Here is a 12663-nt window from a genome sequence, read left to right as displayed (position 1 = left end):
CCCTCCCTTTTTTTTGTATAACAGATGTCTGTATGTGAAAGTGTTATTCTTTCATGGATCCGACAAGGATTCCCTTGGCGAAGTGTTTCTGCAGGAATGGATATACAAGCATGATCGGTAAACAGGAGATCACGATGCTTGCCATCTGCAGACTAGGCGTGTATACCTTGGCCAAATTCTTCTGCTCTGCCATGGTCATCGCCATACTATTCAGTGACGAGCTGGCCGTAATCAGAACATTTCTGAGGTAAATCTGCAGTGGAGCCTTGTCCGCATCACTGATAAAGATCAGCGCGTGCCACCACTCGTTCCACCGTTCCACCGCGTAGAACAATCCGAAGGTTGCCATAAATGGCATCGAGATTGGAATGATGATTTTGAGCAAAATGTACATATCATTCGCACCATCCAGCTTAGCGGACTCTTCAAGTCCATCCGGAATTGTGCTGAAATAGTTCTTCATAATAATCAGGTACATCGTATTAATACCTGCAGGGATGATCATAACCAGAATGTTATTGATCAAGCCTACTTCCTTAACGATCAGATAAAACGGAATCAGTCCCCCGTTAAAGAACATCGTAAACAGGATGAGTGTAAGAGCGAGATTTCTGCCAGGCATCCCTTTTTTCGAAAGAGCATACGCACCAGCCACAGAGATAATCATACTAAAGATCACTCCGCCGATTGTAACTAGAATTGAAACCACGAATGCATTCCAAAATTTCGAATCTGCTAGAACCACTTTGTAGGCTGAAAGATCAAACGAAAGTGGCAGCCAGTACAAATCACTCTTACTTATTACATCGAACTTAGCGAACGAAATAATGATAACGTTGTAGAAAGGGTAAAACGTAATGATTGCAAGAATACCCAGAACGATATAGGTCACAATATCGAAGGTACTCATTTTTTTCTTAGCAATGGTTTGTTCCATTTCACATAGCAGCTCCTTTCAGTCTTAGTACAATCCCTGTTCTCCCATCTTCTTCACCGTGATGTTCGCCAGCACTAGAAGCACTAGGTTGATCACTGACTTCAGGAGTCCGACCGCGGTCATATAACCAAAATCAGCACCGACTGTAAATGTGGTCCGGTAAATATAGGTGTCGATCGTATCAGCTACGGAATATACCGGTGAACTGTACAGGTTAAAGATTTGATCAAAGCTGCCTCCAAGACTCATCAGGCCCCCGACCGTTAGTACAAATAGAATCGCTACCGTACTCTTAATACCCGGCCAAGCGATAAATCTAAGACGTTGAAAACGGCTTGCTCCATCGATCTCAGCAGCTTCGTATAAATCCGGATTGATCCCCGCAAGCGCTGCCATATAAATGATGGAATCCCATCCAATCTCTTTCCACACATGGCTTATGTAAAGCATAGGCCGGAATTCGTTCTCATTGACCAGCGGAGATGATGAATCCATTCCAAACAGTGCTAGGATCTGGTTGTACACCCCATCATTACTGAGGATATTGGTCAGGATTCCCGCAAGAACAACCCATGAGATAAAGTGAGGAAACGTAAACAATGTCTGAAAGAACTTTCTCGCCCGGTGCCGGGAGAACTCATTCATGACAATGGCTAGAATGATTGGAAGCGGAAAATGAATGACCAGCTTCGATAAACTGATGATGACCGTATTTTGAAATGCATTCCAAAATTCCAAATCATTCACTAGCGCTTTGAAATGATCAAACCCGATCCAAGGGCTTCCTAATATCCCTTTACTGAAATCGAATGTTTTCAAAGCAAGCGTAACACCATACATCGGTAAATAACTGAATACCAAGTACCATATGACAACAGGAAGCAACATTAAATAGTGATACTTATATTGACGAACCGTACTCCATAAAGCGCTTTTAGAGGTGCGCCCCTCCGATCTCTTCTCTGTTTTCATCCACCCTCGCCGCCTTACTTTCGTATTTTCAAGATCGTGTGCCGCCTTGCTGAATGCGTTTTCATGTTTAAGATACAAACCCGCGGCCCATATCAACTTATGGATTCATTATATTAAGCTTCCATTCTGACGCATATAGACATAACTCGGCATCTGTGTGGAATTAATTATGATCATTTCATTTTCTATCATATCTAAGTTTTGTATATATTTATCGTAATATTGTATATGCTTAAAACTCCTTTCTCCCGTTTACCGAAATAGAAAAGTAGTGTATTCTTTCCATATGAAATGAGTGCGCTTTCAATTGGCATCCAAAGAAGACATATCGTTTTAACTATAGGAGGTCATATGTATAAAGCCATTGTTGTAGACGACGAGAAATGGATTGTGGAAGGCATTAAAGCTGGGGTAGAGTGGAATCGCTTTGGATTCGAAGTGGTCGGCAGTGCCGAAAATGGGCAGGAAGCGTTGAAACTTATCGAAAGTCTTCATCCAGATGTCGTATTGACAGATATTAAGATGCCTTTAATGAACGGATTGGAACTGATCAAGACGGGTAGGGAAGCATCTCCAAATACGCTATTTGTCGTTCTGAGCGCTCACGCTGAGTTCGCATATGCTCAGAAAGCTTTAAACTACGGGACATTTGGATACTGTCTAAAGCCGTTTGAAATTGAAGAAATCCATAGTATGCTAAACCGGTTGTCTGCGGCATTATCTGAGCGTAAACAATCATCCTCCACGGAAAGCAAGTCAGCTCCCGATCTGTACGAAACACTCTGCGCTAATGAGACGGAAGCTGTAAAAAGGATTATTCGACAACATGGAATGGACGTAAATGAAAATAACAAAATCAGACCCATTGTGATTCAAAGCAAAAAGTTACCCGCCCTTACCGGACAAATAAAGCATTTGCGCTTTCAGATGAGTCCCCGCCGGCTCGGTTGTCTTGTATATGAGAATGAGGCGGAGGTCTTTATTCAACATCTTCTCTCTCACAGCAATACATCTTTATACAGCATCGGAGTTGGAGATGCTCTCTCTGATTTGACAGAGCTTAGCTCTTCATTAGAGGCAGCCTCTCTTGCATCCTACGGCATGTTTACGACAGGGAAATCAGGCGTTTTCTACGCTCCTCCGCATACGAATCCTTTGACCGAAGAAATGCTGAAGAATCTGTCACAGTCATTAACAGAGAAAGATAGAGTCCAGTTCAATGCTTGTATGAATACGGCTAGAACTCACTTTCGCAATGGGCGGTTCAATATTAAAGATGCTTACCTTATTTTCACCGCTTTAATGACTCTGTTTTACCGAGAAGGCGGTTCTAGTTCTGCTCGGGTGTTCGAAGGTTATGAGCAGCTTTCCTATCATTATGGAGACGCAGAAGCCATGATTGACTATTTGACGGAACATACCCTTAGCTACCTTGAGGAGCCCCCGGCACTGGTGTCAGAGGTTTCCCATAAAACGATCAAGAAAACGCTCGAGTATATCCATGACAATTTCACGAATGAAATTTCCATCCAAACGCTATCAGAGAAATTTTACCTAAGTCCCAATTATTTATGCCACCTATTCAAGAAGGAAGTCGGAGATAATTTTATTGAATATATTTCTCGGCTACGAATTCAATACGCCTGCAAACTTCTTACTGAAACAGACCTGCCAATTAAACAAATTGGAGAAAAATGCGGCATCCATGACTACTTCTATTTCACCCGAATATTCAAACGGATCATGAATCAGACGCCCACTCAGTATAGAGAGAGCACATCCAAATGAAGTTTTTTAAAAAGCTTTCTATTCGTATTCAGGTCTTGACGATTGGGTTCATCATTGTCGCCATCGTCCCCATTATCGTTCTCAATGCGTACAAGCAATCGAGCGAGTTGATTATCGAGCAGAACACACAGTATAACAAAGAACTTATATCTATTATGAAGGAACGCGTCTCTGCAAATTACACCGAGGTGTCTAAACTTATGGTGAACCTAGGTTATGATGCAACCGTTCAGAATTTCCTTGTCGAAAATGACAATCTGAAAATCTATGAGGTATCCAAAAAAATCGATAGCTTGATGGACGTTTTCAAGAATACAAATTCCGATATTTTGGACATTTCCATTGTGAACAACGCAGGAAAAGTCGTTTCATTAAAGGGAAGTATCCCGGATATCTATTCCTTGACGAATCGGTCAGAGCAAGATGGAGCTGTTCATTATGCGGGCTTTCGAAAAGCTAGCCATAACAGCGATCGGGACAAGTTTCTGTTCAGCATGAACATTTTTTCCCTCGGCAATAAGGCTACCTATGGTGAGAATGCCGGCTTTATGATGATTGGCTTGGATTCACACTCCCTTAACAAGGAGATTGAGAAATATCCACGGCTCGCTGGAACCAACTTCTATTTATTTGAAAACAACAATATCGTATTCTCCAACAGTAATCAGGATGATAACTTGATTCAGCAAATTAACACCCCTCTCTTTGAGGATCAACAGGATCACACGATCATAGAAACGAACAAGGGAACCCGTTATATTGTACAGTCCCTTGCGCTGCCTGAGATCAAGGGGAAAATCGTGACCGCAACGCCGATCAGTCTTCTTACCAAGGGGTTACAGCCTTTAAAAACAAACAGCTACATTCTGATCATCCTGATGCTGCTGCTCATCTCCATACCGTACAGCATTCTAATGATGAACATTCTAAAGCCCCTGTCCAAGCTTATGACTTTCATGAAGCAGCTGAAGACGGGCAGCCTCAATATCCTGCAATCCAAGGTCAGTCTGGAAGGCTATGCGGAAATCGAAATGATCTCGAGCGAGTTCAATACAATGCTCCATCGGATCAATAATTTAACGAATCAATTGATTCAATCAGATACACAGCTGTATCAATCTGAGCTCGAGAAGCAGCGCCTGCAATATGCCTTTCTCCAGAGTCAGATTAATCCGCATTTTCTGAGCAACACGCTGGATACGATAAAAGGAATCGCCATCGCTCAAGGCAGTAAGGAAACGTATGAAATGGCAGGTGCCTTAAGCCGGATGCTTAGGTACAGCATCAAGGGCGGTGACGAGGTTAGTCTTGGCGAAGAGCTTCAGATTGTTAAAGCATATATCAGGATTCATCAATTAAGGTTCTCTGATCGGTTCACCTATGAACAGATCTGCCCGGAAGAGCTTCTGCAGCTGCAAATCCCCAAAATGATCATTCAGCCCATCGTCGAGAATGCACTCACGCATGGACTTGAAACCTTGGCTGCAGGTGGTATCGTACGCATCCATGTAGAGCAGGTCGACGGTGTACTCATGATTACCATATCGGATAACGGAAGCGGTATAGATCCCGCTAGGGTTGAAGAGTTGAACCACTTGCTCCAGTCCGAGGATAAAAATACGATACTCAATGAGCATATCGGTGTCGCCAATGTCCATCACCGGATTCATGTCAAGTACGGCGATCCATACGGATTAAGCCTGAGAAGCGAACAAGGCAAAGGGACAGCGATCACTCTTTCCTTCCCTACTGTGCTGCCTGTCTTGCATGATGTGAACAAGATTAGTTAACTCGCACATCACCACATAAAAAGGATGCCGGAATTAATTCTTCCGGCATCCTTTAACATTATGTCGCAATCTGAGGTGCATTTGCGCCCAGATGGTCTATCGTATGATTTCTTTTTTTCTTCCGACCAAGATGGTGAAGTCACAGGTAATCTCTTGCAGATCATGCTCCAGAACCTTTCGAACCTGCTCATCGGCGGCTCCCCAGGATAACGGTGTCATGTGCACCAAATGTTCCAACTGGACCGGATTCAGACGAACCGAATATCGTATTCGCTCTTGCTCAAGCAGTTCAAAACTGCGATCAAACAGCTCCACCGTCTGTTCGTTTGAATACTCACGCCGGTCATCCTCCTGATAGAACACCGAACGTAATTCGGTTAAGTAGTTACGATCTGGAATAACCTTAATCAGCACCCCGTCATCTGACAGTAATCGATCAAACTCCGAGTAATTAGAAGGCGACAATATATTCAGAATCACATGAAAGGCTCCGTCTGCAAACGGACACTTCGCCAGGTCAGCAACACACCATAGGTTCGCATCGTCATTCCTCGCAGCCATCAGAACGCCTTCCTTAGAGATATCAATCCCCACACCCAAAACGTCTTCCTGCACTTGGCGACCTACCTTCTCTTGTAAAGAAGACAGATGTGACCCTTCGCCGCATCCCGCATCTAGTAGAGTAACTTTCGGTTTATGGGCGACTGCCTGCCACTGACTTACGATTTCACTAAGCCTATTCAGCATAGGCTCGAAAAAGTCCGCCTCATTCATCACTTTACGGCCATCGAACATCCGTTTATCGTACTTCGTCTTGGATGGGGTCGTCAGCATATTCACATATCCCTGCTTAGCAAGGTCAAATCGGTGTCCATTTGTACAGAGCAGACTTTTCCCTTCGTCTACCTTGATTTCACCATAGCATAAAGGGCACTCAAACAACGCTTCATACTGCTCCATTAGCCGGGCACGCGTTAACAATTTCCCGCTCTTTGTCATTCTAGAACACTCCACTTCTCAAGCTGAAAATGCCTGCGGAAAAACCGCTACCCGGCTATCATACCATACCTCATATTCCCTTTACGACTGATTCAGGAGGTAACTCAAGCAGGCAAGCGGCTTCCGTCCTGTGATTAAAGCTGTTCCATCTGAGTAACCTTCTTCTCTTCCATCCAGCTCCTGAACGAGAATCCCCCTCCATTTCTCAAGCTCAGACACCATTGAAGGAGACTGTGCTAAATCCGTCAGTTCCTGCGGATCCTCCGACAGATTAAACAGCTGCTCGCGGCCGGACTGTGTAAACCATATGTACTTCATTTTTCCGTCCGTAATATATTGATTAGATAGCTCGCCTAGAGAATGCTCACCGTGAAGATACTCTCTCCACTGGGTTTCCTCTCCCTTGCACAAAGGTAAGACGCTTGAACCATCAACCGAACTCGGAATCGGCACGCCTGCAGCCTCAAGAAGTGTTGGCATAATGTCCCGCATTTCAACGACACGGTCAACTTCCAGGCCACGTTTCAGGGACAGATGGTTGCCAGGATCGTAGACCATGAACGGAACCTTCGCACTTCCTTCGTACGGCAGTGATTTTCGGAATAAATGATGATCCCCCATCATCTCTCCATGATCTGAGGTAAACAGAACAATGGTATTATTCAGCACGCCTTGCTCAAACAGAGCATTCATAAGCCTTCCAATCTGGTCATCAAGATGTGTGATTAAAGCGTAATAAGCTGCGAGAGCCCGCTGTAATCTTCTTCCCTTGAGTTTGCCGAAGGCGGTCTCTGGACTCGTGTCTCCATTCGTCGCAGCATTCTCATCGACCCAATTGCCTACAACTGGCAGTGGAATATCCAAATCTTTATACATGTCAAAATAAACTTGAGGCGGGTCAAATGGCGGATGCGGACGAACGAAGGAGGACCATAGGAAGAATGGCTTTGACGGGTCACGGCGCCTTAGGAAATCGATCGACTCACTTACGGCCCAATTCGTCGGATGATATTTCTCCTCTAAATGCCATGGTCTAGCGACGGTAGATGCGTTACAATCCAGTCCGTGATCGATTAAATCATGATCTGCTCCGGCCTGACTCCGAAGCCAGTGCAAGTAATCGTCACATTGATCAAAATGTTCCGATGCCTTCACCCGGCTTTTGTCCCTGTTGTAATGCATATAGCCGTCATGCAGCACAACGTTATGAAACCCGCACAAGTTCCGGGTTGGATATACATGCATTTTGCCAACACATTGTGTGTGATAGCCCGCAGCTGCCAGTTCCCCCGGCAATGTATGAGGGTATGTCCATGGAACCTGATCCATATACCCTACTCGTCCGTGCGACTGCTGACTCATCCCCGTGAAGATCGACGCCCGGGCAGGCAAGCAGCTAGGAGTGGCAGAATAAGCATTCCGGAAGAATACGCCACTTTTCGCCAGTCTGTCCAGATTCGGTGTCTCCACAATGGGATGCCCCGCTGCACTTAGACAATCTCCGCGCATCTGGTCAACCGTAATCAGCATCAGATTCGGTCTATCTTGTTGTTTCAATCCAATCCCTCTTTTCATATGTTGAGTTCATAGAGGTACTTCTCTATACATTCAACAATTCCTGTAGGACATTTTGAAACAACGTTTTGAAATCAAATCATCCCGATCTCTTTTTCCTTCACCTTACGCTGGAATAGTACTTTACTTCCCTATCCTAAGATCATTGCTAGTGCTTTAGTATGCTATCTTCATTTATGGATTAGTTAGAATTAACCATCTTTGGCATCCCCTTCTTGACCGTCAGAAATATCGACTTATACAATGTATTTTGTAGCAATTTAGCAAACTATCTGATGGAGGATTGTAAATGTTAAAGTTGAGACTATTTGCCCCCATACTCCTGGTTGTGTCATTATTCTTAGGCGTTAGCCCTGCAAGTGCAGGAATAACCTTTCGCGATATTGATAACCACTGGGCAAAATCGACCGTTGAATGGGGTGTCGAGAAGGGAATTGTGAATGGATATGCCAACGGCACATTCATGCCCAATCAAAATGTAACAGAGGCGGAGTTCATTCGCATGCTTGTGGTCGGTATCACGGGCAAGGATCTGGAAGAAACCTATTTAACCGAATGGTGGTCAGACAAGTACTATAACTTCCTTCATTTTAAAAACTACCCTGTTCGCGGGTTCGCAGACAAAAAGATTCGCAGCACCTACATAACACGTGCTCACGTTGCTGAGCTAGTATCGAGCGCAGACGGAGTGAACTATTCTGGTAACCAAGCCATCCAGTATGTCCTCGGTAAGAAATATGCGCTTGGCCGAATTAAAGGCGAGAATACCATTCAGGGGTATATGGGCCACGAAACGATCACTCGGGCAGAAGTGCTCCAATTGATCAAAAATTTGACCAATCACGGCATGTCCATTCTGTACGATCGTCCGACAGAAGCCAGCCCTGAATCTAAGCTGCCACAGCTGCCGACGGCCTGGGATCTGTACCGAGATAACATGTACATGTCCATTCGCCAAAAAGTGTTCGTAAACTATAGCGGTTATCGTATCTATGATGACGGCGACAGTAAAGTCATTATGACGAAGACCAAGCAGCAAGGACAGGTTGATAATGCGGTGGCAGTTCAATTCGAGCCCCAAATCCTATCCTTTAGCAGTGTAACACTTTCCGACAGTAAGGATGTTACGCAGCGGAGTATGCTCGTAGAAGTCCTTGATTTGTACGGATTCAAGGTCGACAAGGATTACTTCTTAACCAAGCTGGACTCGGCCGTGAAGAACAAGAAGGAAATTCAGCTTAAAGTCAGCGGAAAGACGCTGGTCATCGATCCTCTAATATCCAGTCCGGACGGACAAATCAAGGTGTACTACAAATGGTGGGATGATGCCCGCGCATAGATTTCGAAGTAAATGTTTAACCGATTGGGCTTTCTCGGAATAGGCTAATGCATCTGATGTGAAATGGAGCGAAGATGCATGAGTTATTATCCGCCGGTTGAGATCCGGACACTGACCTACAGAGCTCCCGGCACTGTCATTCAATACCCACAGGTAACCGGCCTTGCTAACCGTCATGCAGAGGAGCGTATCAACCGAGCGATTATTCTTCAGATTCAGGAGATGCAGCGTATTCAGCAGGGCGTACAGACGGGGAAGAATCCAGAAACAACTGGGCATTTTGAGATCAAAACGAATGAACGTGGTCTCTTAAGCTTAATGTTGAGCAATTACACTTACTCCATACCTATGGCTCACGGTTACACCGTAGCGAAAGCACTGACCTTCTCAACGCAAACAGGTCAATCCTACACGCTGTCTGATTTATTCCGCCCAGGCTCCAACTACTTAGAGCTTCTGACTGCCGAAGTGAATTGACAGATTAAGGAACGAAACATTCCTACATTGGAAGGCAGCGTCGTTACGGTACAGCCTAATCAAGATTACTATTTGGCTGACAAGTCGCTTGTAATCTTCTATCCGCTGTATGCAATCACCCCGTATTATGTGGGGTTTCCGATGTTTCCAATCTCGGTATATACTCTCCAGAATGTCGCGGCTGAAGATGGTCCACTTATGATTCTGTCAGCTGATTTGTAGACATTGAAAAAACGCTATAAAAGTTTGTGCATCACTACGAATGCGGATCATTCTTCCGATCGCTGTTGCCCCCGAATTTCTTTTGAATTATATAGTTTTTGTTGAAATCCGGGGACAAAGCATATGCTTTCGAAGCAGCTTTCCTTTGGAAAGCTTTTAGGCGACCGCTCCGCTTCTCCAGAATGATTCCGCCTTCTCCGTTGTAGATTTAGAATTCCTTAACCTGCAAGCTGGTTCCTGTATTCAACAGGAATCAGCTTATTTAATTATTTATTGAGCCCTCTCCTCGTTATAAAACTGAATAAATTCCTCAATTCTTCTTTGTACCGATCGTTTTCACTAGCATAAAAAAATGCCCCCTTAGAATTACATCGGATTTACCCAAGGGTTTTCCAATGTCTATTCTAAGGGGTGCACCTTACTTCAGATAATGGGTTATATAATAATGTGACACGAGGTGCTTAAGCAGTCTCGATGTTACACCATGATTTTGCAAATATCGTTCGTAAATTCAACCGGATCAGCAATCGTCAATCCTTCAATCAGAAGTGCCTGATTGTACAATAGGTTCGTATAAAGCGCCAATTTCTCTTGATCACCTTGATGTGCGTCTTTCAGCGACTTAAACACTTCGTGGTTGATGTTAATTTCGAGCACTTTATCCGCTTTAATGTCCTGACCATTCGGCATAGCCTTCAGGATTTTTTCCATTTCAATGGTTAGATCGCCTTCGGCAGTGAGGCATACCGGATGGGACTTCAGACGCTTGGATGCTCGAACGCTTTTCACTTTGCCACCCAGAATACTGCTCATGGACTCGAATAATTCCTTGTTCTCGCCTTCCTCAGCTTCCGATGGCTTCTCATCCGCGTTTGGCTCGATTCCAAGATCGCCGCTCGATACAGACTTAAATTCTTTTTCTTTATATGTCATCAGCATCTTGATCGCGAACTCATCCACATCATCTGTGAAGTACAGAATTTCGTATCCCTTGTCTGCCACCAGTTCTGTCTGCGGAAGCTTCTCGATCCGTTCGATGGATTCGCCGGATGCATAGTAGATATACTTCTGATCCTCAGGCATTCTCGAAACGTATTCATCCAGTGTAACCAGCTTCTTCTCGGTAGAAGAGTAGAACATAAGCAAGTCTTGCAGAACATCTTTATGTGTTCCGTAATCGTTATAAACACCAAATTTGAGCTGTCTGCCAAAGGAGTTGTAGAACTGCTCATACTTCTCTCTTTCATCCTTAAGCAGGCTTTGCAATTGGCTCTTAATCTTGTTCTTAATGTTCTTCGCGATGAGTGTCAACTGACGATCATGCTGCAGCATCTCACGGGAGATGTTCAGCGACAGATCCTCAGAATCAACCATACCTTTCACAAAGCTGAAATAGTCTGGAAGAAGGTCCCCACACTTGTCCATGATAAGGACACCATTGGAGTACAGCTCAAGTCCTTTTTCATATTCCTTCGTGTAATAATCAAACGGAGTATTCTCCGGAATGAACAAAATCGCATTATACACGACTGCACCATCAGCTTTAATGTGGATATGTTTCAGCGGTTTATCAAATCCATAACGTTTCTCTGCATAGAAGTTGTTATAATCCTCTTCTGTCAGCTCGTCTTTATTCTTCCGCCAAATAGGAACCATACTGTTGATGGTTTGCTCTTCTTGATACTCTTCGAATTCATTCTCAGTGCCTTCTTTTGGACGCTGACTCTTAATATCCATCTTGATCGGATAACGGATGAAATCAGAGTACTTCTTAATAATTGCTCTCAAACGGTACTCTTCTAAATATTCATCGTACTGATCGTCTTCCGTATTCTCTTTGATCTTCAGAACGATTTCCGTACCTACTGAATCCTTCTCACTAGGCTCGATTGTATAGCCTTCGGTTCCTGTGGACTCCCACTTGAATGCTTGGTCACTGCCCAAAGCTTTACTTGTTACAGTTACCACATCCGCTACCATGAAGGCAGAGTAGAAACCAACACCAAATTGACCGATGATGTTGTGACCATCCTTCGCCTCATTCTCGCTCTTGAAAGCAAGTGAACCACTCTTCGCGATAACCCCAAGGTTATTCTCCAAGTCTTCCTGAGTCATCCCGATCCCCGTATCGGTAATCGTGAGCGTACGATTTGCTTTATCGGCAGTTACTTTAATGTAATAGTCTTCTTTATTAAATACTAAGTTATCGTCAGTAAGCGCTTTGTAATAGATCTTGTCGATAGCATCACTTGCGTTAGAAATAAGTTCTCTGAGAAAAATTTCACGCTGCGTATAGATGGAGTTAATCATCATTTCGAGCAATCGTTTAGATTCCGCTTTAAATTCCTTTTTAGCCATGGATGAATCTCCCTTCGAACGAATTATCTTTTTAGCACTCTTCTATTGAGAGTGCCAACACTTCTTTTATTTAACACGTTCTATTTTTTAATGTCAATAGTTGATGTCGTAAGACGCTCCGGGTACGAAACATTCCTCCGATCGCTCTTGCCCTCAAATTTCTTGAATATATCTTAAGCGTAGAAATTTGAGGACAAATGCGAACG

The 12663-nt window shown here is 44.1% G+C and carries 10 protein-coding genes; 5 read left to right on the top strand and 5 right to left on the bottom strand.

Annotation, left to right across the window (positions count from 1 at the left end; all coding sequences use genetic code 11):
* Positions 1 to 43: 43 nt before the first annotated feature.
* Entirely contained in the window at positions 44 to 937 is an 894-nt protein-coding gene (locus tag ACFQV5_RS02930; protein WP_379243485.1) for a carbohydrate ABC transporter permease, read from the bottom strand.
* A 24-nt stretch (positions 938 to 961) separates the two neighbouring features.
* The gene (locus ACFQV5_RS02925) at positions 962 to 1909 is read right to left on the bottom strand and encodes an ABC transporter permease (RefSeq protein WP_379243483.1); all 948 of its coding nucleotides are present in this window, start codon (positions 1907 to 1909) and stop codon (positions 962 to 964) included.
* 351 nt (positions 1910 to 2260) lie between these two features.
* Between ACFQV5_RS02925 and ACFQV5_RS02920 the strand changes: the two genes are divergently transcribed.
* A complete protein-coding gene (locus tag ACFQV5_RS02920; RefSeq protein ID WP_379243481.1) occupies positions 2261 to 3697 on the top strand; it encodes a response regulator transcription factor in 1437 nt (478 codons plus the stop codon).
* On the top strand, positions 3694 to 5487 hold the full coding sequence (locus ACFQV5_RS02915) for a sensor histidine kinase (RefSeq protein ID WP_379243479.1): 1794 nt from the start codon (positions 3694 to 3696) through the stop codon (positions 5485 to 5487). Before ACFQV5_RS02920 ends, ACFQV5_RS02915 begins: the two co-directional genes overlap by 4 nt.
* A 96-nt stretch (positions 5488 to 5583) precedes the next feature.
* Here the strand turns inward: ACFQV5_RS02915 and ACFQV5_RS02910 are convergent, their stop codons facing one another.
* Both ACFQV5_RS02910 and ACFQV5_RS02905 read right to left on the bottom strand, forming a co-directional pair.
* Entirely contained in the window at positions 5584 to 6486 is a 903-nt protein-coding gene (locus ACFQV5_RS02910; protein WP_379243477.1) for a putative RNA methyltransferase, read from the bottom strand.
* Between the two features lie 81 nt (positions 6487 to 6567).
* On the bottom strand, positions 6568 to 8061 hold the full coding sequence (locus tag ACFQV5_RS02905) for an arylsulfatase (RefSeq protein WP_379243475.1): 1494 nt from the start codon (positions 8059 to 8061) through the stop codon (positions 6568 to 6570).
* Positions 8062 to 8350: 289 nt separating this feature from the next.
* On the opposite strand from ACFQV5_RS02905, the gene ACFQV5_RS02900 reads away from it, so the two are divergent.
* From ACFQV5_RS02900 to ACFQV5_RS02890, 3 genes are all read left to right on the top strand, one after another.
* On the top strand, positions 8351 to 9400 hold the full coding sequence (locus ACFQV5_RS02900; protein ID WP_379243473.1) for an S-layer homology domain-containing protein: 1050 nt from the start codon (positions 8351 to 8353) through the stop codon (positions 9398 to 9400).
* A 78-nt stretch (positions 9401 to 9478) separates the two neighbouring features.
* On the top strand, positions 9479 to 9877 hold the full coding sequence (locus ACFQV5_RS02895) for a polysaccharide deacetylase family protein (protein WP_379243471.1): 399 nt from the start codon (positions 9479 to 9481) through the stop codon (positions 9875 to 9877).
* Between the two features lie 27 nt (positions 9878 to 9904).
* Positions 9905 to 10099, top strand: a complete 195-nt coding sequence (locus tag ACFQV5_RS02890; RefSeq protein WP_379243469.1) for an RsiV family protein — start codon at positions 9905 to 9907, stop codon at positions 10097 to 10099.
* Between the two features lie 477 nt (positions 10100 to 10576).
* Here the strand turns inward: ACFQV5_RS02890 and htpG are convergent, their stop codons facing one another.
* Positions 10577 to 12457 carry a molecular chaperone HtpG gene (gene htpG, locus ACFQV5_RS02885; protein WP_379243467.1) on the bottom strand — a complete coding sequence of 627 codons (1881 nt, stop codon included), beginning with the start codon at positions 12455 to 12457 and terminating at the stop codon, positions 10577 to 10579.
* Positions 12458 to 12663 lie beyond the last annotated feature (206 nt).

Origin of the sequence: Paenibacillus sp. GCM10028914 (assembly GCF_042666275.1) — a bacterium.
Classification (GTDB): Bacteria; Bacillota; Bacilli; order Paenibacillales; family Paenibacillaceae; genus Paenibacillus_AQ.
Note: the sequence above shows the minus strand (reverse complement) of the source record. Positions and strands in the feature narration are given on the sequence as shown.

Coding starts and splice junctions, on each gene's coding strand:
- ACFQV5_RS02930 (WP_379243485.1), bottom strand. CDS start 937: ATGGAACAAACCATTGCTAAGAAAAAAATGAGTACCTTCGATATTGTG.
- ACFQV5_RS02925 (WP_379243483.1), bottom strand. CDS start 1,909: ATGAAAACAGAGAAGAGATCGGAGGGGCGCACCTCTAAAAGCGCTTTA.
- ACFQV5_RS02920 (WP_379243481.1), top strand. CDS start 2,261: ATGTATAAAGCCATTGTTGTAGACGACGAGAAATGGATTGTGGAAGGC.
- ACFQV5_RS02915 (WP_379243479.1), top strand. CDS start 3,694: ATGAAGTTTTTTAAAAAGCTTTCTATTCGTATTCAGGTCTTGACGATT.
- ACFQV5_RS02910 (WP_379243477.1), bottom strand. CDS start 6,486: ATGACAAAGAGCGGGAAATTGTTAACGCGTGCCCGGCTAATGGAGCAG.
- ACFQV5_RS02905 (WP_379243475.1), bottom strand. CDS start 8,061: ATGAAAAGAGGGATTGGATTGAAACAACAAGATAGACCGAATCTGATG.
- ACFQV5_RS02900 (WP_379243473.1), top strand. CDS start 8,351: ATGTTAAAGTTGAGACTATTTGCCCCCATACTCCTGGTTGTGTCATTA.
- ACFQV5_RS02895 (WP_379243471.1), top strand. CDS start 9,479: ATGAGTTATTATCCGCCGGTTGAGATCCGGACACTGACCTACAGAGCT.
- htpG (WP_379243467.1), bottom strand. CDS start 12,457: ATGGCTAAAAAGGAATTTAAAGCGGAATCTAAACGATTGCTCGAAATG.